This is a genomic window from Thioclava sp. DLFJ5-1 (assembly GCF_002020115.1).
GTDB lineage: Bacteria > Pseudomonadota > Alphaproteobacteria > Rhodobacterales > Rhodobacteraceae > Thioclava > Thioclava sediminum.
Window position 1 is genome coordinate 456,473 of record NZ_MPZU01000002.1, and the last position, 18,229, is coordinate 474,701.

The window sequence follows — 18,229 nt, forward strand, 5'->3', positions numbered from 1 at the left end:
TCGCTAGCTTGGCGACAATAAATGCAGGCAAGGCAGGGATTGTTAACATGACGAGATCGGTGTTTTTCCATTTACTCGGCGGGGCGCTTTTCGGGCTCGCCCCTGTATTTACAGGGATCGCTGCTGCGGAGCCACAACCTGCGATTGCAATGTATGGAGAGCCTGCACTTCCGGCCGGCTTTACCCACCTGCCCTATGCCAATCCCGACGCGCCCAAGGGTGGCGAGATCAGATTTGGCGTGGCCGGCATGTTCGATTCGCTTAACCCGTGGATTTTGAACGGGCGCCCGGCGGAGGGAATCGGCCGCTATGTCGCCGAATCGCTGATGGGCCGGTCGATGGACGAGCCTTTCACGCTTTACGGGCTTCTCGCCGAATCGGTCGAGACCGATCCTGATCGGACTTGGGTGGAATTCACCCTGCGCCCCGAGGCCAAGTTCTCCGACGGCAATCCGGTGACGGTCGCGGATGTCATCTGGTCCTATGAAACGCTCGGGACAGAAGGTCATCCGCGCTACCAGAACGCCTGGTCGAAGGTCGAGAAGATCGAGAAGACCGGCGAGCGCAAGGTCCGCATCACCTTCAAACCCGAGGTGAAGGACCGCGAAATGGCGCTGATCATGGGGATGCGCCCGGTTCTGGAGAAAGCGCAGTGGGAGGGACATAACTTCGCCTCCACCACCAACATGGCGCCGATCGGCTCCGGCCCTTACGTCGTGGGCCGCGTCGATCCCGGCAAATTCATCGAGCTCAAGCGCAACCCCGATTACTGGGGCAAGGATTTGGGCTTCAACAAGGGCCGGAACAATTTCGACACGATCCGCTACGACTATTTCGGCGATGGCGGGGTCGTGTTCGAGGCCTTCAAAGGCGGCGAGACCGACAGCTATACCGAATGGAACGCTGCCGACTGGGGCCGCAATTACAACTTCCCCGCCGTGCAATCGGGCGACGTGATCAAATCCGAGATCCCGAACGGGCGCCCCTCGGGGATCAAAGGGCTGGTGATGAACACCCGCAACCCGGTCTTCGCCGACTGGCGAGTGCGTCAGGCGATGATCGACGCCTTCAATTTCGAATTCATCAACAAGACCATCAATGGCGGCGCGGAGCCGCGGATCTCCTCCTATTTCTCGAATTCCGAACTGGGAATGAAGCACGGCCCCGCTGAGGGTAAGGTCAAAGCCCTGCTGGAGCCTTTCGCCGATCAACTGCCGCCCGGTACGATCGACGGCTACAGCCTGCCCACGTCCGACGGCGGCGTGCGCAATCGCAAGAACATGCGCGCTGCGGCGAAGCTGCTGGAAGACGCGGGCTGGCAGGTCGATAGCGATGGTGTTCTCAAGAAGGATGGCAAACCCTTCACCTTCGAGATCGTGCTGCAGCAGGGCGCGGCCGAGACCCAGAGCATCGTCGATATCTACACCGAGGCGCTCAAGAAGCTGGGCATCTTCCCTAAAGTGACCGTGATCGATGACGCGCAATATACGCAGCGCACCAACGCCTATGATTTCGACATGGCGTGGTACTGGCGCGCGCTGTCGCTGTCGCCCGGCAACGAGCAGAACCTTTATTGGGGCTCGAAAGGCGTGAAAGAGCCCGGCTCGCGCAACTGGATGGGCATGAACTCCCCCGCTGCCGAGGCGATGGTCAAGGCCATGCTCGACGCCAAAAGCCACGAGGATTTCGTCGCCGCGACCCATGCGCTCGACCGAGTGTTGACTGCAGGTCGCTATGTCATCCCGATCTGGTATGCCCCGGTTGACCGCATCGCCCATATCAAGCAGCTTCACTACCCTGAGAAGACCCCGCTATACGGGGCATGGCCGGGTTTCCAACCCGATGTCTGGTGGTATCAAGAGGCAGGACAATGAAAAAACTCATCCTTCTGGCAGCAGTCGCTGCGGCATTGGCAGGCTGCAACACGGTGGCCGGTGTGGGCGACGACATCTCTGGCGGTGCGCGCTCGGTGCAGGGCTGGTTCAGGTAACCTCGCGGATCTGATCACGATATGGAACCGCGCGAGGTATCTTTGCCTTGTGCCTTGCAAAGCCCCCCGGGCGTCCCTTTCTCAGACATAGGGCCGCCCGTGAGACGAGCCGCGAAGAAAAGGATCAAAAGCGATGAAATGGCACCATATCGAGGAAAACTGGGCGGCATTTTACGAGGCGATCGTGGACAAGTGGCCCGAAGCCGACGAGGCCGAACTTGACGAGATCGACGGCGATCAGAAAGCCTTCATCCGGTATATCGCCGAGCTGACCGAACAGGAGCCGGCCGACGCGCGCGACGAAATCCGCGACTGGATGCGGGGCGAATTGCCCTCCGACGTTGTCATGGACCCGACCCATGACGGTCATTCGATTGCGCTGTCGGCGAAATATGTCGGCGAGGGCGAAGACGAGTATGACGACGACGCCCGCTTCGGCGACGACGACGACGAAGAGTGAGCGTCGCGCGCCGTTGATCGGTTGCAGGGGGCTCTGCCCCCGGCGGCTGCGCGGCCCTTCGCTTGCGCTCCGGGCGTTCGGCGGGGCGTCCTTCACCGGAAGGCCGCTCGTCCCGCCTCACCCCCGGGATATTTTCGCCAAGGCGAAGCGAAAGTGATGTCGGCGCGTTCGGGCTTGCTCGGGCGCCCGCTGCGTCCTAGCTAGGCTGCATGGATTCCGTTTACCGCACAGACCCGATCCCCGACCCGCCTAGCGCCTTCAACATGGCCGCACATGTTTTAGCGGCTGGCGCGGCGACCCCCGATAAGCTCGCGATGCAGATCGTGAAGCCCTCGGGCGCGCAGCGTTGGTCCTATGGGCGGTTGATCGCGGCGGTGCGCGGTGCGGGGACGCTTTTGCTCGAAGCGGGGCTGACGCCCGGCGACCGCGTGATGCTGCGGCTGGGCAACGGGCCGGAATTTCCCATCGCTTTCCTTGGGGCCATTGCCGCCGGGCTCGCGCCCGTGCCGACATCGGCGCAGCTGACCGAGGTCGAGATCACCAAGCTCGCGGCCGATCTCGATCCGGCGGCTGTCGTGGCGGGTGACGGGATCGCCCTGCCCGATCATCCGGCGCGCGTGATCCCTGCCGGCGTGCTGCGCAAGGCCGAGGACGCCGCGCCCTGCGAGTTCGCAATGGGCGATCCGAACCGCCTCGCCTATATGATCTTCACCTCCGGCACGGGCGGTTCGGCGCGGGCGGTGATGCATGCGCATCGTGCGATCTGGGCGCGGCAGATGATGTATCGCGGCTGGTATGGCATGGGGTCGGACGACCGTCTGATGCATGCGGGCGCGTTCAACTGGACCTACACGCTCGGGACCGGGCTGATGGATCCGTGGACGCTCGGCGCGACCGCGCTGATCCCGGCGGACGGAGTGGAGCCGCGCAGCCTGCCCCTGCTGCTCAAACGGTTCGACGCGACGATCTTCGCAGCCGCCCCCGGGGTCTATCGGCAAATCCTGAAACATCACGAGACGCTGTCGCTGCCGAAGCTGCGCCATGGGCTGAGCGCGGGCGAGGCGCTGCCCGAACCCACACGCGCGGCCTGGAACGCGGCGACGGGCGCCAAGGTCTATGAGGCGCTCGGCATGTCGGAATGCTCGACCTTCATTTCGGGTAGTCCCGATCATCCCGCGCCGCCCGGCACCTGCGGCTATCCGCAGGCGGGTCGTCATGTCGCCGTGCTGGGCGACGACGGGCAACCGGTGCCGCGTGGCGAGCCGGGTCAGCTTGCGATCCATGAGAGCGATCCGGGGCTTTATCTGGGCTATTGGAATGCGCCCGAAGAGACGGCGGCGCGCCGGGTCGGCCCGTGGTTCGTGACCGGCGACACGGTCTCGATGGGCGAAGACGGTGCGATCACCTATCTCGGGCGGGGCTATGATATGATGAATGCGGGCGGCTTCCGGGTCTCGCCGATCGAGGTCGAAGAGGTCATGCATGACTGCCCCGGCGCGGGCGACGTCGCCGCCATCGAGATCGCGGTGAAGGCCGATGCCAGTGTCATCGCGCTCGCCTATACCGGCGAGGCCGGGGAAGACACGCTGCGCGCTCATGCCGAGGCGCGGCTAGCACGTTACAAGCAGCCCCGCCTTTACGCCCATATCGCCGCCCTGCCCCGCAACCGTAACGGCAAGGTGCTGCGATCCGAAATCCGCACCATGCTGCAACAGGAGGTCACCTCATGATCACGCTCGATATTTTCGCCGATCCCGTTTGCCCGTGGTGCTTCATCGGCAAGGCGCGGCTGGACCGAGCCTTGGCGCAACGCCCGAACCACCCGTTCCAGCGTGCCTGGCAACCGTTCGAGCTGAACCCGACGATGCCGCCCGAAGGGATGGCGCGCGCCGATTACCTGCAGGCGAAATTCGGTCAGGATGGGGCCGCGAAGATGCATGTGCAACTGCTCGAGATCGCCGAGGCCGAGGGCTACGATTTCCACCCCGAGCGCGTGACCCATCAGCCCAATACCCGCAACGCGCATCGCCTGCTCCATTGGGCGGGTCTGGAAGAGCGTCAGGAAGATGTGATGGAGAGGCTGCTGGCCGCGCATTGGCGCGACGGGCGCAATATCGGCGACGCGACCGTGCTGTGCGAGGTGGCTGAGGCCGCGAAGATGGATCCGCGGCTGGTGGAGCGGCTGCTGGCGTCGGATGCCGATATCGACACGATCGTCGCGAAAGAAGCGCATGCGCGCGAACGTGGGATCAACGCGGTGCCCTCGGTTGTTGTCGCCAATGCTCATCTGGTGAGCGGCGCACAGCCGACCGATTTGTGGCTGAAGGTGATCGACGAGCTGTCCGGCGCACCCTCCGACGCAACGCAGCACTGATCCACGTTCCGCGCGCGTAGCCCCCAGGTTCACTCTCGCGTGAGCGCACAGGGGGCTGCGCGCCCGGCCCTCTGGCCATCGGCGCGCATTCCCCTATTTTGCGCACGGAATTCCTCCGACTTTCGGAAAGTCCCCCAGAATGTCCCAGATCTCTGACGCGCCCCGGGCGCGCACGCCTCTTTCGCTGCCCGAACTGACGGTCATGCTCGCCTCGCTGATCGCGACGGTCGCCTTCTCGATCGACGGGATGCTGCCGGCCCTGCCGCAGATCGCGGAGGAACTGAGCCCCGATGCGGTCAACCGCGCTCAGTTGGTGCTGACCTCCTTCGTGCTGGGTATGGGCGTCGGCACGCTGTTTGCCGGGCCGATCTCGGATGCGCTCGGGCGTCGCAAGACCATCGCAGGCGGCATCGCGATCTACATGGTCGGGGCGTTCGTCGCCGCCCACGCACAAAGCTTAGAGGCGCTGCTGGCCGCGCGGGTGCTGCAAGGGATCGGCGCTTCAGGCCCACGGATCACCGTGATGGCGCTGGTGCGCGATCTGTTTGCCGGGCGCGAGATGGCGAAGATCACCTCCTTCATCATGATGATCTTCATCCTCGTCCCCGCGGTGGCGCCGTCGATCGGCCAACTCGTGATCGCGTTTGCGGGCTGGCGTGGCGTGTTCTGGGCCTTCATGGTCTTTGGCTGCGTCGGCGTGAGCTGGCTGATGATCCGGCAACCGGAAACGCTCGCCCCCGAGGATCGCCGCCCGTTGAACGTGTCGAAGCTGCGCGCTGCGGCGCTGGAAGTGATCACCCATTCCGATGTGCGGCTCTATATCGTGACGATGACGCTGGGTTTCGGGCAGATGTTCGCGCTGCTGTCGACCGCGCAACAGCTTTACGCGGCGCATGGCGTGACCGACACCTTCCCGATGTGGTTCGCTATCGGCGCGCTGATGGCGGGCACGGCCACGATCTTCAATGCGCGCTACGTGATGCGGCTGGGAATGCGCAAGATCGTCAAAGGGACCTATATCTCTCAGGTGGCGATCTCGGCGGTGATGCTGGTGCTGGTGCTTAGCGGGCTGACCGACGGCGCGTCGGGCTTCCCGTTCATCTTCGTCTATTCGGTCTCGGTCTTCGCAATGGCGGGCCTGACTTTCGGGAACCTGAACGCGCTGGCGCTGGAGCATATGGGCCATATCGCGGGCATGGCGGCCTCGATCGTGGCCGCGATCTCGACGGTCGGCGCGGTGGTGATCGCAGCCCCCGTGGGTCTGTCCTTCAACGGCACGGCACTGCCGATGGTGGTCGCGACGTTGATCTGTTCGAGCCTCGCCTGGTGGCTGATCCGCAAGACGCAGGAGACCGACTGACGGGGCTTTACGCACGGGAGCAAAGGGCGCATACCCGCGCATCTTTCCCCGGTCCCGAGTCGCTCCCGATGTCCTCGCCCTATGCCCGTCCCGGGTTCTACGATGAGGCGCTCGCCAAGGGCCGCCACCGCGAGATCGTGGGCGGTCGCTGGGACGAGACCGGCCGCGCGCAGATGGCGGCGCTCATGGATCACGGATTGCGACCCGATCACGTGCTTCTCGATATCGGCGCGGGCGCTTTGCGGCTTGGCTGCAAGGCGGTGCCCTATCTGGAGCCGGGCCATTACTGGGGCACGGATGCCTCGCGCCCGCTGATGCTGGCGGGCTATGCGGCGGAGCTGGATGCCCGCGAGCGGCTCGATCCTGTGCAACTGGTGGAGGACGCGGGTTTCACCTTCGCCGGTGTCACCGACACGATCACCCATGCCATCGCCTTCGGCGTCTTTCCGCATCTGGAGAGCGACGCAATTGCACGCTGTCTCAATGGGTTGCAGCGCTTTCCTCATCTGGAATGCGTGCTGCTGACGGTGTTCCTCGCGCCCAAGGATGCCACGAGCCACCGCCAGAAAGACGGCGTCGTCACCCATGCCGCCCGAGCGCCGTATCACCTCTCGGAAACCACGCTTTACGCGATGGCGGACGCGTCGGGCTGGAGCCTCACCAGCGACGACCGGATGCTGCCGCGCGGACAGGTTATGTTCCGCGCGGAGCCCCTCAGGCCTTCGCCTTCTTCGCTTCGATAACCTTCTCGGCCAGATCGCGGGCAATCGCGAAGGCGCCCTTGATCTTGTCCTTGTCGTTCTTCCAGTCGCGGCGAATGACCAGCTTGTTGTCCTTCACCTTCGCCAGATCGCGCTGCGCGGTCAGGAATTCCACGAGACCCTGCGGGTTCGGGAATTTGTCATTGTGGAACTGGACGGTCGCGCCTTTCGGACCGGCATCGAGCTTGGCGATCATCGCGCGCTTGCACATCGCCTTGATCCGGACGACCAGCAGCAGTGTGTTGACCTCTTTCGGCAATTCGCCAAAGCGGTCGATCAGCTCGGCGGCGAACCCTTCCAGCTCGACCTTGGTGGTCAGGCTCGAGAGGCGACGATAGAGGCCGAGGCGGACGTCGAGATCGGGGATGTAGCTGTCGGGGATCATCACTGGCACGCCGAGATTGATCTGCGGCGACCAGTCGCCATCCGCCGTCTCGGTCAGTTCGCCCGATTTCAGCTTCGAGATCGTCTCTTCCAGCATCGACTGATACAGCTCGTAGCCGACCTCGCGGATATGGCCCGACTGTTCCTCGCCCAGAAGGTTGCCCGCGCCGCGCAGATCGAGGTCCTGCGAGGCAAGGTTGAACCCCGCTCCGAGGCTATCGAGCGAGCCCAGCAGACGCAGCCGCTTCTGCGCCTGCGGCGTCAGCGGCATTCGCGGCTTCGTCGTTAGATAGCAATAGGCCCGCGTCTTGGCGCGGCCCACACGCCCCCGGATCTGGTAAAGCTGGCTCAGGCCGAACATATCGGCGCGGTGGATCACCATCGTGTTCGCGGTCGGAATATCGAGGCCGCTTTCGACGATCGTCGTCGCCAGCAGCACGTCGTATTTGCCGTCGTAAAACGCGTTCATCCGGTCATCCAACTCGCCCGCGGCCATCTGGCCATGCGCCACGAGATATTTCACCTCGGGCACGTGGGTTTGCAGAAATTCCTCGATTTCGGGAAGATCGGAAATCCGCGGCACGACATAGAAGCTCTGCCCGCCGCGGTAATGCTCGCGCAGGAGCGCCTCGCGCACGGTGACGGTGTCGAACTCCGAGACATAGGTGCGGATCGCGAGACGGTCGACGGGCGGCGTGCCGATGATCGATAGGTCGCGCACCCCGGTCAGCGAGAGCTGCAGCGTGCGCGGGATCGGCGTCGCGGTCAGCGTGAGGACGTGAATTTCCGAGCGCATCTCTTTCAGGCGCTCTTTGTGCTGCACGCCGAAATGCTGTTCTTCGTCGATGACCAGGAGGCCGAGATTGGCGAATTTCACCGATTTCGCCAGAACCGCATGGGTGCCGATCACGATATCGACCGTGCCATCGCGCAGCCCCTCGCGGGTTTTGGTGGCCTCCTTGGCGGACACAAAACGGCTGAGCGGTTTCACGTTCAGCGCGGTGCCCCGGAAGCGTTCGGCGAAGGTCTTGTAATGCTGGCGCGCAAGCAGCGTCGTCGGCGCAATCACCGCAACCTGCATGCCCGATTGCGCGGCTACGAAGGCCGCGCGCATAGCGACCTCGGTCTTGCCGAAGCCCACATCGCCCACGACGAGACGGTCCATCGGCGTGCCCGATTTCAGATCGTCCACGACATCCTCGATCGCGCTCATCTGATCGTCGGTCTCGGTATAGGGGAAGCGCGCGGCGAAGCTTTCCCACTCGTGATGCGGCGCTTCGAGAATGGGCGCGTTGCGCAGGTGGCGCTCGGCCGCGATCCGCATCAGCTTGTCGGCGATCTGGCGGATGCGCTCTTTCAGCTTGGCCTTCTTGGCCTGCCACGCGCCCCCGCCAAGCTTGTCGAGCAAGCCTTCCTCATGGCCGTAACGGCTGAGCAGTTCGATATTCTCGACCGGCAGATAGAGGCGATCCCCGCCCGCATATTCCAGCAGCACGCATTCATGCGGCGCACCGAGAGCCGTGACCGTCTCCAGCCCCTTGTAGCGGCCGACCCCGTGATCGACATGGACGACCAGATCGCCGGGCGACAGAGTCGTGTGTTCGGTCAGGAAATTCTCGGCCTTACGCTTGCGCCGCGGCTTCGAGACGAGCCGTTCGCCCAGCACGTCCTGCTCGGAGATCACGGTCATCTCGCCGCCGTCACGCGGGGCTTCGAAACCCTCGTCGAGCGGCCAGACGGTGAGGTTCACCCCCGGCCCGATCTCGCGCGCAGAGCCGATCAGCTTGGCGCCGATCAGCCCTTCGTCTTCCATCAACCCGCGCAGACGTTCGCGCGCGCCTTCCGACCACGAGGCGATCACCACGGGCCCATCGGCCAGACGCGCCTGAACATGATCCTTCAAGGCGCTGAACAGGCTGACATTTTCGACCTTGCGTTCAGGCGCGAAGTTGCGCCCCACGCGCCCGCCGGCATTCAGGATGCCGGGACCGGGCGGCGCCGGGATCACCTGCAGGCGCAGCACGCGAAGCGGCTTCAACACCGCCTCCCAACCCTCTGGGTTCAAATACAAAAGCTGCGGCGGCGCGGGTTTGTAAACCGAATCCAGCCGGTCGCGCCGGGTCATCGCCTCGCGCCGCGTGTCGTACTGATCCGCGATGCCTTCCCAGCGGCTTTCCTGCTGCGCGGCGATCTGGTCGTCGAGCATCACCGACGCGTCGGGCAGATAGTCGAAGATGGTCTCGAGCTTTTCATGGAAGAAGCCCAGCCAATGCTCCATCCCGGCCTGTTTGCGCCCTGCCGAGACGGCCTCATAAAGGGGATCTTCCGCGCCGCCCGAGCCGAATTCGATCCGGTAATTCTGCCGGAAGCGCGTGATCGCCGCCTCGTCGAGGATGACCTCGGAGACCGGGGCCAGTTCCACGCCTTTCAGCTTCTCGGTTGTGCGCTGGCTCACCGGATCGAAGCGGCGCGCGTCGTCGAGCACATCGCCGAACAGATCGAGCCGCACCGGCCCGCCTTCGCCCGGCGGGAAGATGTCGATGATGCCGCCGCGGATCGCGTAATCGCCGGGCTCGGAGACGGTCGAGGCCTGCGAGAAGCCCATCCGCACAAGGAATTCGCGCAAAGCGCTCTCGTCGATCCGCTTGCCGACCTGCGCGGTGAAGCTCGCACCCGCCAGAACCTCGCGCGCGGGCACGCGCTGCATGGCCGCCGAAAGCGTCGTCAGCAGAACGAACGGCCCGGGCATCCCCGAGGCCAGCGCGGCCAGCGTCGCCATCCGCGTGGCCGAGATATCGGCATTGGGCGAGACCCGGTCATAGGGCAGACAATCCCAAGCCGGGAAGTCGAGTACAGTCGCCTCGGGCGCGAAGAACGCAAGTGCCCCGCGCATGGCCGCCAGACGGCGATCGTCGCGCGCGACATGGATGACCGATTTGCCCTTCGCGAGCTCTTTGGCCAGCAAGGCGGCGTCGAACCCTTCCGGGGCGCCCGAGAGAAGAAAATGCTCCATAGCCAAGCGAGGTATCGGCCCTGCCGCCGGTGTCAAGTTGCTTCGCGCGTCAAACCAGCATCGAAGCGAGAAGGTTCTGATACATTCCCCAAAGTGCGCTCACTATGATCGCGACCACGCCAATCGCCTGCACGTTCAGCCGGTGACGCGAGAGCGCCTTGATCGCAAGCGTCGGATCATGCGCCAGCGCTGGGTCCGCGTCGAGTTTATGCGCCAGACGCAGGCTCAACCCGAACACCCCCATCATCGGTACCAGCAGCAGCGCGAAAGCTTGCGCCGTCTCCGAGCCATAGATGAAACCGGTGATCAGCAGAAAGCTCAGCATGAACGGGATGGAGATCGACATCGAGAATCCCGCATCGCGCCGGATCCGGTTCAGCCTGCGCGCGTTCAGCGCCGTCATCGCGGCGAGATCTTCGGCCGCCTCTCCACCCTTGCGGCGCGCGCGGATCACCATGTCCCACGGCACGCCCAGCACCCAATGCGAGGCCGAGGACCAGACCGCGGCCAGCGCGATCCAATACCACAAGTTGGAAAAGCTGCGCAGGTCGATCAGCCGCGCGATCGTGTCGAAAACTTCCAAGCCCCTCGCCCTCGTTCTTCCGGGTCGTCGTGTCGCGGCCCCTCTCGTCGATGCATAGACCAGCCTCGGCCCGAGCGGAACCCCGTGCGGATCTGCCGCGCTTGCCTGTTACATCGATCCATGGCACCCATTTGGCCGAGCCAGAGGAGCCTGCCGATGAACCCGATCCTTCCGCCCTTCCCCCACACCCGTCTGCGCCGGATGCGCCGCACTGCAGCGCTGCGTGATCTCGCGCAGGAACACCGGTTGAGTGTGAAGGACATGATCTGGCCGATCTTCATCACCGACGTGCCGGGCGCGGATGTCGAGGTGCCCTCGATGCCGGGCGTCGTGCGTCGTACGCTGGAGGGCGCGGTGCGCGCCGCTGAAGAGGCCGCAAAGCTCGGCATTCCGGCGATCTGCCTCTTTCCCTATACCGATCCGGCGGTGAAGACTGAGGCCTGCGAAGAGGCCTGGAACCCCGAGAACATCACCAACCGCGTGATCCGCGCGATCAAGGCCGAGGTGCCCGAGATCGCGATCATGACCGATATTGCGCTCGATCCCTACAATGCCAACGGCCATGACGGGCTGGTGCGCGACGGGATCATCCTCAACGACGAAACCGTTGAATGTCTTGTAAAAATGGGGATTGCGCAGGCCGAGGCCGGTGCGGATATCCTCGGGCCCTCGGACATGATGGACGGGCGGATCACGGCGCTGCGCTCGGCGCTCGAGGCTGCGGGCCATGCCGATGTGACGATCCTCAGCTATGCTGCGAAATATGCGTCAGGTTTCTACGGGCCGTTCCGCGATGCGGTGGGCGCGACCGGCGCGCTCAAGGGCGACAAGAAGACCTACCAGATGAATCCCGGCAATTCCGACGAGGCGATCCGGCTGGTCGCGCGCGATCTCTCCGAGGGCGCGGATATGGTGATGGTGAAGCCGGGGATGCCCTATCTCGACATATGCCACCGCGTGAAAGAGCAGTTCGGCGTGCCGACCTACGCCTATCAGGTGTCGGGTGAATACGCGATGATCATGGCGGCGGTGAAGAACGGCTGGCTAGACCACGAGAAGGTCATGCTCGAAAGCCTGATGAGCTTCCGCCGCGCGGGCTGCGATGGCGTGCTCACCTATTTCGCGCCGGAGGCTGCGAAACTGCTCGGTAACGGCTAAGCAGGGTCTTGCCACTTCAGCGTGAATGGGCTCAAGAAGAAGTGACAAAGCGGGTTCCCTCGTCTATTAATTGTGCCAAGCGGTCGTAATAAGACCATTCAGCCCGGCGCGAGATCGGGCATATCGAGCGGAGCGACAGACATGACGAAACTTTCCAGACGGACCCTTCTGGCGATGGGCGGTGCGGGGCTTGGCCTTGCAGCCTGCGGCAACGGCGTGGGCAGCGCAGGCAGCGCCAAGCTGGACGCGCGGGTCGATGCGACCCGGAACTACCTCCTGACGAAATATCCCGGCACCCGCGATCTCGAGAACAAGTCGGTCGGCGTGCTCTGGATGCCTTTGATGACCGAAGCGGGTTTCGGCATCGGTGGCGCATTCGGGCGCGGCGCGCTGCGGATCAACAACGTGACCGTGGATTACTACTCGGCAGCGGCGGCGAGCTTCGGTCTGCAGATCGGCGCGCAGCAATATGCCCATGCCCTGTTCTTCATGACGCCCGAGGCGCTTGCCGGCTTCCGCCGCGGCGATGGCTGGCAGCTCGGCGCGGATGCGCGCTATGCGGTGCCGGATCAGGGCGGCGCGATTTCGGCCTCCACCCTGACCTCGACCGCGCCGATCATTGCGCTGGTCTTCGGCCAGGCCGGTCTGATGGCGGGCGCGACGCTCGCGGGCACGAAATACACCCGTATTATACCGTAAGATCAGCCGCTTCGGCGGCTCTCTTCACCCAAGACATAAAGAAAGCCCCGCAGATCGCTGATCTTGCGGGGCTTTTCTCTATTTGTGAGTTGCGAAGGATCAACCGCCGAGGATGATCCGCACATAATTCCGGGTCTCGCGATAAGGCGGAATGCCGTTATGTTTCGCGACGGCCTCCGGCCCCGCATTGTAAGCCGCAAGCGCCAGCCGCCAGCTTCCGAACCGGTTATACATCATCTTCAGATAGCGCGCGCCGCCTTCGAGGTTCTGCGCCGGATCGCGGGGGTTCACGCCCAGTTTGCGCGCGGTAGCGGGCATCAACTGCGCCAGCCCCATCGCGCCCTTGTGCGAGCGCGCCTGCGGGTTCCATCCGCTCTCCTGCTGGACAAGCCGCAGGAACAGATCGGTCGGGATGCCATGGCGCGAGGCCACCGATTTCGCGGTGCTCATATATTGGCCGCGATACTTGCCGTTGTAGCGCGGCACGTTCTCGACACTGGCGGTCTGGGTCAGCTTGCCCTTGGGCGTCAGCCGCGAGGAATGTTCATATTGCTGGGCGGCACGGGTATCGAGAATGTTGGTCTGGTTTCGGAACAGCATCGCGCGGGATTTCGAAGAACTCCCCTGAAGCCGCAGCCCCTCTGCCTGGGCGCTCATTGGGCCCACCATCACCGTTGCCGCGGCAAGCGCCGCCAGCCCGAGAATTCCGATCGTTCTACGCATCGGCCCCCACCACTCACTGTCCACGTATTCTGGGGCAAACTATAGAGAAATCAGCGAAAAGTTAAAGCAAAACGCCAATCGTCTCGGCAACCTCCCGCCGATAAGCTGCCGTTGCGTCAGATTGCGTGCGCCTGTTGCTTTTTCGCATCGGCCTTGATCGGGCCGTGAAACAGCTCCTCCACGAAGATCGAAACGAGCTGAGAGCGGCCCGACACGCCCGCCTTGCGATAGACGGAATTGAGGTGGGATTTCACCGTGGCCTCGCTGGAGCCGCGGAAAGAAGCGGTCTCCGAAACCGAGAAGCCCTTGATGGTGAAGGCGGCGACATCGGCCTCTGCGGGGGTCAGCCCCCATTGGTCGAACTGCGCGCTCATCATCTCGGCCATTGCGCCTTGTGCAGCCCCGATCGTGCGGTCGGCATGCGCCTGACGTCGCAACAGCGCCCAAAGCACGGCGGCCTCGACGACGATCCCCGCGATCAGGCCGAGATTGGCGAAAAGCTCCATGTTGAGATGCAGGGAGAGACGCCCGGCCTCGCGGAAGTCGTCGAACACGTCGGCCACGAAGAGCGATGTGCAGGCGGCTTGGAATATGATGAGGGCGACCAACGCGCCCTCTTTCGTCCAGATTGAGACTCGCTCTCGCGAAACCGCCATCGGCGCTTACCCTCTGTTGCCGCGGAACACCTTCTTACCGGTGATCATCGCGCGCGCAAGGTTCACGCGCAACCGGCGGCTCTCAAAGACCACGGCAGCGATATGGGCGGCGATCGAAACCTCGGCCCAGTTGACGGCGAGTTCATGCACTTCCTCGGGCCATTTCACGCCCCAATAGGCGTCAGTGGTCATCAACCAGCCCGATCCCGCAATGACGAGAAGCGTGATCAAAAGGTTGTAAATCATCAGCGCGCCGAGCGGCGAATGTCCCAGATGCGCGTGCCGCCGCCCCGTGGCCATATCGCGCAGCTGCGTCAGCGCGCCGGTGGGCGATGGCGGGAAATCCTTGAAGCGCGCGTGGCGGGTGCCGAACAGACCCCAGAGGATGCGCGCCGTCACGAGGCCCGCGACCGTGTAGCCGATCCAGTGGTGCAGATCGTGCTTCGGCGAGGTGAAGAACGCATTGGCGGTGAAGAGGCCCGCGATGGACCAGTGGAACACCCGGACGAAGGGGTCCCATACGCTATGCGCACCGACGGGCGGCGGTTCTGCGTGAGACGTCTCCTGCGACGGAAGATCGGTAAAGCTCGCGTCTTCGATGGCCATGATCGGGCCCTCCTGCTGCTTCGGGAAAGACTGGCGTGAGGAGGACGGGCCGGATCGTGCCGGCCCGCCCCTTGAGGATCGGATCAGTTGCTGTCCGAGCGCTTCACCTGCTGAAGCTTGGAGTTGAAGAAGAGCTGAGCGCGCTTGCCGTCCTTCATCGCGTAGACTTCGATATAGCCGTCTTCCATTTCCATCCGGCGCACGTCGTAGCCCTGATTTTTCAGCTCGGCTGCGAGCTTCTGCTCTTTCGCCGGGGCCACGGCGCCTTCGCCACCTTCTGCGAGTGCGGGGAGAGTGGAGGCTGCGGCAATCGTGGCGCTCGCGGCGATCAGCATCAGGTATTTCATGGGGTATCTCCTCATGGGATGTGGGGTTGCTCGACCGGATCGGGTGGGGTTCGTCCCCCGTGTGCCGTCCGGCTCGTCCAGACCTGTGGCAAACCCACGGCGCCATCTATCGGCGCAAGGTTGGAAATCCGGGGCCGAAATCGCTCTCCAACCAAAGATGCACGCGGGATTTCGCCGCTTTCCGTCACGGTTGAGCGAAGCTTCGCCCCTAGGCTCCAGCGGGGCTCTGCTCTATACCCTTTGGGACCAATTCTAGAATCGCGAGGCGGAGGCAATATGGCAGGCAGCGTCAACAAGGTCATTCTGATCGGCAATCTGGGCCGCGACCCGGAGGTGCGGACCTTCTCGAACGGCGGCAAGGTGTGCAACCTGCGCATCGCCACGTCCGAGAACTGGCGCGACCGCAATACCGGCGAGCGCAAGGAGCGCACCGAATGGCATTCGGTCGCGATCTTCTCGGAGCCGCTGGCGAAAGTGGCGGAGCAATATCTGCGCAAGGGTTCGAAGGTCTATATCGAGGGCCAGCTCGAAACCCGCAAATGGCAGGACCAGAACGGTCAGGACCGCTACTCGACCGAGGTCGTGCTGCGCCCCTATCGCTCGGAACTGACCATGCTCGATGGGCCAGGCGGCTCGGGCGGCGGTCAAGGCGGCGGTGGCGGTGGCTATGGCGGCCCGTCCTCGGGTGGCGGCGGCTACGATGATGGCGGCGGCTATGGCGGCCCGTCCTCGGGCGGCTCCGGTGGCGGCGGCGGTGGCCGCTCGGATTTCGACGACGAAATCCCGTTCTGAGTTCCAGACAAGAAAGGCCCCCGGTTCGGGGGCCTTTGCTTTTGTAGCGATCTGGATCGGGGCTAGCGGCGCGCTCGCGCCCTGCCCTTTACTTCTCGGCCGTCTCGCCGTTCAGGAGCGGGCGCAGATCCGAGGCGATCACGCGCTCGGTCAGCGGACCGGCGAAGCGATAGAGCACTTTGCCCGTGCCATCGATCACGAAGGTCTCTGGCACGCCGTAAACGCCCCAGTTCAGCGCCATCTTGCCGTTCGGATCGGCGCCGAGTTCGGCAAACGGGTTGCCCATCTCGCTCAGGAAGCCCTGCGCTTTGACGGGCTTGTCCTTGTAATTGACCCCGTAGATCGGGATACCCTCTTCGGCGAGCGCTTCGAGGTTGGGATGCTCCACCCGGCACGGCGCGCACCACGAGGCCCAGAAGTTCACCAGCTTCACCTTGCCGTCCTTCAGATCGGCATCGGTGAAGGGCTTGAAATCACCCAGCGGTTCAAGTTGCACTGGCGGCGCGGGCTTGCCCGCGAAAGCGGTCGGCAGCTGCGTCGGGTCCTCGCGCGTCATCCCCCAGATGAACACGCCCGCAAGCCCCGCGAAGATCAGCGGCGGCAGCAGCATAAGCGGCTTAACCATGTGCGCCCCCTTTCCGGCGGGCCTCGGCCTCGGCCAGTTGACGTTTCACCTTCGCGCCACGCATCAACGAGACGACGATGATCAGCACCAGCAGCACGACCGTCGAGGCCCAGGCGATGTTGACGGTTTCGGTGTAGGATTTGGTAGACGGGTCCACGAGGACGACGCCGCCCTCGGTGACGGTGCCGCCTTGCTCGGTCGTATCACTCATGCCATGCGCTCACGTTGCTGGATGGCGCCCAGTCGGCGCGCGCGGACCTCGGTGCGGGTGCGGATCAGCACCAGCGCGAGGAAGAAGAAGATGAACCCGGCCATGCACAGAAGCAGCGGGAACCAGTAGACATCGGCGATGTGCTGCTCGGAATCCATCGAGAGCGTCGCGCCCTGATGCAGCCCCTGGTTCCAGAAATTCGCCGCATAGCGCGAGAGCACCGCAAACACCCCGCCGACGAGGCTGAGCACGCCGGTCAGATCGGCGGCGGTATCGGGGTTCTCGACCGCAGCCCAGAGCGCAATATAGCCGAGGTAGAACAGGAACAGGATCAGGAACGAGGTCAGTCGCGGATCCCATTCCCACCACGTGCCCCACATCGGCTGGCCCCAGACCGCACCGGTGATCAGCGCGATCAGCGTCATCACAGCGCCGATGGGCGCCGCGGCTTTCGCGGCCAGCGCCGAGACATGGTGGCGCCGGATCAGCCAGATCAGCGAGGTCACGACCATCATCACCCAGATGTTGATCGCCATCATCGCGGCGGGGACATGGACATAGATCACCTTCACCGAGCCGCCGAAATTCTCGGCCGCCGGGACGAAGAAATAGCCCCAGACCAGCCCGACGATCAGCGTGATCGCGGCAATTCCTACCGTCCAGGGCAGGATCTTGTCCGTGGTCTTCATGAATTTGACGGGGTTGGCGTATTCCCAGATCGACATCTTGTTGTTCTGCTCACCTTCTGGCCAGGTTGGCTCTGTGTATCACGGCTCTTCCTATCACGGCGCGCGCGCGGGTTGCGCTAGCGCAGATTGACGCGGATCGCGGCGGCCGAGGCGAAGGGCACCAGCGCGACCGTCGCCGCCGTGATCCCGGCCAGCATCAGAAGCGGTGTCTCAGTGTCCATCCCCTCGGCGCCACGGCGCACGAGCTCCGCACCGAAGATGAGGGTCGGCACATAGAATGGCAAGACCAGCAGCGACAACAAAAGACCGCCGCGCTTCAGCCCGACCGTCAGCGCGGCCCCGAACGTTCCCAGAACCGACAGCGCCGGCGTGCCCAGAAGAAGCGAGATCACCATCCAGACATGCGCGCCCTGCGGCAGATGCAGCAAGATCCCGAACACGGGCGCAGCGACCACGAGCGGCAATCCGGTCGTGATCCAATGCGCGAGCGCCTTGATCGAGACGACCCCTTCAAGCGGCACGGGCGCGGTGACCAGCAGATCGAGCGAACCATCCTCGTAATCGAGCGCGAAGATCCGGTCGAGCGAGAGCAGGCAGGCCAGAAGCGCGCCGACCCACAGAATACCCGGAGCGATCCGCGCGAGGATTTTCCCCTCGGGGCCGACGCCGAACGGGACCAGCGTCACCACGATCAGGAAGAAAGCCAGCCCGAGGCCGAAGCCGCCGCCCGCACGCACCGCGAGGCGCAGGTCTCGCATGAGAAGCGCGATCATGCCCGACCTCCTTCGCCAGCCAAGG

20 protein-coding genes are annotated in these 18,229 nt (G+C 64.1%); 10 read left to right on the top strand and 10 right to left on the bottom strand.

The window, feature by feature from the left end:
- Positions 1–47: 47 nt before the first annotated feature.
- The 7 genes from BMI86_RS09435 to BMI86_RS09460 all read left to right on the top strand — a co-directional run bounded on the left by BMI86_RS09435 (position 48) and on the right by BMI86_RS09460 (position 6,927).
- Positions 48–1,874 carry an extracellular solute-binding protein gene (locus BMI86_RS09435; RefSeq protein ID WP_078540979.1) on the top strand — a complete coding sequence of 609 codons (1,827 nt, stop codon included), beginning with the start codon at positions 48–50 and terminating at the stop codon, positions 1,872–1,874.
- Positions 1,871–1,990, top strand: a complete 120-nt coding sequence (locus BMI86_RS21590) for a lipoprotein (protein WP_338113616.1) — start codon at positions 1,871–1,873, stop codon at positions 1,988–1,990. Before BMI86_RS09435 ends, BMI86_RS21590 begins: the two co-directional genes overlap by 4 nt.
- A 133-nt stretch (positions 1,991–2,123) precedes the next feature.
- Positions 2,124–2,450: a hypothetical protein gene (locus BMI86_RS09440; RefSeq protein WP_078540981.1), complete on the top strand. Its 327-nt coding sequence runs from the start codon at positions 2,124–2,126 to the stop codon at positions 2,448–2,450.
- A 209-nt stretch (positions 2,451–2,659) separates the two neighbouring features.
- Positions 2,660–4,180: a class I adenylate-forming enzyme family protein gene (locus BMI86_RS09445; RefSeq protein ID WP_078540983.1), complete on the top strand. Its 1,521-nt coding sequence runs from the start codon at positions 2,660–2,662 to the stop codon at positions 4,178–4,180.
- Positions 4,177–4,824 (top strand): DsbA family oxidoreductase, encoded by a 648-nt coding sequence (locus tag BMI86_RS09450; RefSeq protein WP_078540985.1) that lies wholly within the window; start codon positions 4,177–4,179, stop codon positions 4,822–4,824. The genes BMI86_RS09445 and BMI86_RS09450 overlap by 4 nt, the downstream gene beginning before the upstream one ends.
- 139 nt (positions 4,825–4,963) lie before the next feature.
- Positions 4,964–6,184, top strand: a complete 1,221-nt coding sequence (locus tag BMI86_RS09455; RefSeq protein ID WP_232621594.1) for a multidrug effflux MFS transporter — start codon at positions 4,964–4,966, stop codon at positions 6,182–6,184.
- 68 nt (positions 6,185–6,252) lie between these two features.
- Positions 6,253–6,927 (top strand): class I SAM-dependent methyltransferase, encoded by a 675-nt coding sequence (locus BMI86_RS09460; protein WP_078540987.1) that lies wholly within the window; start codon positions 6,253–6,255, stop codon positions 6,925–6,927.
- On the opposite strand, the gene mfd is transcribed toward BMI86_RS09460, so the two are convergent.
- On the bottom strand, positions 6,899–10,342 hold the full coding sequence (gene mfd / locus BMI86_RS09465; protein WP_078540989.1) for a transcription-repair coupling factor: 3,444 nt from the start codon (positions 10,340–10,342) through the stop codon (positions 6,899–6,901). The two genes, BMI86_RS09460 and mfd, sit on opposite strands and share 29 nt — an antisense overlap.
- Positions 10,343–10,391: 49 nt before the next feature.
- A complete protein-coding gene (locus BMI86_RS09470) occupies positions 10,392–10,925 on the bottom strand; it encodes a hypothetical protein (RefSeq protein WP_078540990.1) in 534 nt (177 codons plus the stop codon).
- Between the two features lie 156 nt (positions 10,926–11,081).
- Here BMI86_RS09470 and hemB point away from each other — a divergent pair, with 156 nt between their 5' ends.
- Together hemB and BMI86_RS09480 are read left to right on the top strand one after the other, a co-directional pair.
- Positions 11,082–12,083, top strand: a complete 1,002-nt coding sequence (gene hemB / locus BMI86_RS09475; protein WP_078540992.1) for a porphobilinogen synthase — start codon at positions 11,082–11,084, stop codon at positions 12,081–12,083.
- Between the two features lie 141 nt (positions 12,084–12,224).
- Entirely contained in the window at positions 12,225–12,782 is a 558-nt protein-coding gene (locus BMI86_RS09480) for a YSC84-related protein (protein WP_078520647.1), read from the top strand.
- A 99-nt stretch (positions 12,783–12,881) separates the two neighbouring features.
- Here BMI86_RS09480 and BMI86_RS09485 read toward each other — a convergent pair whose 3' ends face one another.
- From BMI86_RS09485 to BMI86_RS09500, 4 genes are all read right to left on the bottom strand, one after another.
- Positions 12,882–13,505: a lytic transglycosylase domain-containing protein gene (locus tag BMI86_RS09485; protein ID WP_078540994.1), complete on the bottom strand. Its 624-nt coding sequence runs from the start codon at positions 13,503–13,505 to the stop codon at positions 12,882–12,884.
- Positions 13,506–13,621: 116 nt separating this feature from the next.
- Positions 13,622–14,113, bottom strand: coding sequence for a helix-turn-helix transcriptional regulator (locus BMI86_RS09490; RefSeq protein ID WP_232621768.1), 492 nt, complete (start codon positions 14,111–14,113; stop codon positions 13,622–13,624).
- 54 nt (positions 14,114–14,167) lie between these two features.
- Positions 14,168–14,767 carry a cytochrome b/b6 domain-containing protein gene (locus BMI86_RS09495; protein WP_078540998.1) on the bottom strand — a complete coding sequence of 200 codons (600 nt, stop codon included), beginning with the start codon at positions 14,765–14,767 and terminating at the stop codon, positions 14,168–14,170.
- An 83-nt stretch (positions 14,768–14,850) separates the two neighbouring features.
- Positions 14,851–15,114 carry a PepSY domain-containing protein gene (locus BMI86_RS09500; protein WP_168173824.1) on the bottom strand — a complete coding sequence of 88 codons (264 nt, stop codon included), beginning with the start codon at positions 15,112–15,114 and terminating at the stop codon, positions 14,851–14,853.
- A gap of 276 nt (positions 15,115–15,390) precedes the next feature.
- Between BMI86_RS09500 and ssb the strand changes: the two genes are divergently transcribed.
- Complete coding sequence (gene ssb / locus BMI86_RS09505) at positions 15,391–15,906, top strand: single-stranded DNA-binding protein (protein ID WP_078520642.1); 516 nt, start codon at positions 15,391–15,393, stop codon at positions 15,904–15,906.
- An 88-nt stretch (positions 15,907–15,994) separates the two neighbouring features.
- Here ssb and BMI86_RS09510 read toward each other — a convergent pair whose 3' ends face one another.
- The 4 genes from BMI86_RS09510 to ccmB all read right to left on the bottom strand — a co-directional run bounded on the left by BMI86_RS09510 (position 15,995) and on the right by ccmB (position 18,204).
- Positions 15,995–16,531 (bottom strand): DsbE family thiol:disulfide interchange protein, encoded by a 537-nt coding sequence (locus BMI86_RS09510; RefSeq protein WP_143594747.1) that lies wholly within the window; start codon positions 16,529–16,531, stop codon positions 15,995–15,997.
- The gene (gene ccmD, locus BMI86_RS09515) at positions 16,524–16,742 is read right to left on the bottom strand and encodes a heme exporter protein CcmD (RefSeq protein ID WP_078520640.1); all 219 of its coding nucleotides are present in this window, start codon (positions 16,740–16,742) and stop codon (positions 16,524–16,526) included. Before ccmD ends, BMI86_RS09510 begins: the two co-directional genes overlap by 8 nt.
- The gene (locus BMI86_RS09520; RefSeq protein ID WP_078520639.1) at positions 16,739–17,467 is read right to left on the bottom strand and encodes a heme ABC transporter permease; all 729 of its coding nucleotides are present in this window, start codon (positions 17,465–17,467) and stop codon (positions 16,739–16,741) included. The genes ccmD and BMI86_RS09520 overlap by 4 nt, the downstream gene beginning before the upstream one ends.
- Before the next feature lie 80 nt (positions 17,468–17,547).
- The gene (ccmB, locus tag BMI86_RS09525) at positions 17,548–18,204 is read right to left on the bottom strand and encodes a heme exporter protein CcmB (protein WP_078541001.1); all 657 of its coding nucleotides are present in this window, start codon (positions 18,202–18,204) and stop codon (positions 17,548–17,550) included.
- Between the last annotated feature and the right edge of the window lie 25 nt (positions 18,205–18,229).

Excerpts from the sequence above, each read along its gene's own strand:
- BMI86_RS09435 (WP_078540979.1), top strand. The coding sequence starts at position 48 with ATGACGAGATCGGTGTTTTTCCATTTACTCGGCGGGGCGCTTTTCGGG.
- BMI86_RS21590 (WP_338113616.1), top strand. The coding sequence starts at position 1,871 with ATGAAAAAACTCATCCTTCTGGCAGCAGTCGCTGCGGCATTGGCAGGC.
- BMI86_RS09440 (WP_078540981.1), top strand. The coding sequence starts at position 2,124 with ATGAAATGGCACCATATCGAGGAAAACTGGGCGGCATTTTACGAGGCG.
- BMI86_RS09445 (WP_078540983.1), top strand. The coding sequence starts at position 2,660 with ATGGATTCCGTTTACCGCACAGACCCGATCCCCGACCCGCCTAGCGCC.
- BMI86_RS09450 (WP_078540985.1), top strand. The coding sequence starts at position 4,177 with ATGATCACGCTCGATATTTTCGCCGATCCCGTTTGCCCGTGGTGCTTC.
- BMI86_RS09455 (WP_232621594.1), top strand. The coding sequence starts at position 4,964 with ATGTCCCAGATCTCTGACGCGCCCCGGGCGCGCACGCCTCTTTCGCTG.
- BMI86_RS09460 (WP_078540987.1), top strand. The coding sequence starts at position 6,253 with ATGTCCTCGCCCTATGCCCGTCCCGGGTTCTACGATGAGGCGCTCGCC.
- mfd (WP_078540989.1), bottom strand. The coding sequence starts at position 10,342 with ATGGAGCATTTTCTTCTCTCGGGCGCCCCGGAAGGGTTCGACGCCGCC.
- hemB (WP_078540992.1), top strand. The coding sequence starts at position 11,082 with ATGAACCCGATCCTTCCGCCCTTCCCCCACACCCGTCTGCGCCGGATG.
- BMI86_RS09480 (WP_078520647.1), top strand. The coding sequence starts at position 12,225 with ATGACGAAACTTTCCAGACGGACCCTTCTGGCGATGGGCGGTGCGGGG.
- BMI86_RS09485 (WP_078540994.1), bottom strand. The coding sequence starts at position 13,505 with ATGCGTAGAACGATCGGAATTCTCGGGCTGGCGGCGCTTGCCGCGGCA.
- BMI86_RS09495 (WP_078540998.1), bottom strand. The coding sequence starts at position 14,767 with ATGGCCATCGAAGACGCGAGCTTTACCGATCTTCCGTCGCAGGAGACG.
- BMI86_RS09500 (WP_168173824.1), bottom strand. The coding sequence starts at position 15,114 with ATGAAATACCTGATGCTGATCGCCGCGAGCGCCACGATTGCCGCAGCC.
- ssb (WP_078520642.1), top strand. The coding sequence starts at position 15,391 with ATGGCAGGCAGCGTCAACAAGGTCATTCTGATCGGCAATCTGGGCCGC.
- BMI86_RS09510 (WP_143594747.1), bottom strand. The coding sequence starts at position 16,531 with ATGGTTAAGCCGCTTATGCTGCTGCCGCCGCTGATCTTCGCGGGGCTT.
- ccmD (WP_078520640.1), bottom strand. The coding sequence starts at position 16,742 with ATGAGTGATACGACCGAGCAAGGCGGCACCGTCACCGAGGGCGGCGTC.
- BMI86_RS09520 (WP_078520639.1), bottom strand. The coding sequence starts at position 17,467 with ATGTCGATCTGGGAATACGCCAACCCCGTCAAATTCATGAAGACCACG.
- ccmB (WP_078541001.1), bottom strand. The coding sequence starts at position 18,204 with ATGATCGCGCTTCTCATGCGAGACCTGCGCCTCGCGGTGCGTGCGGGC.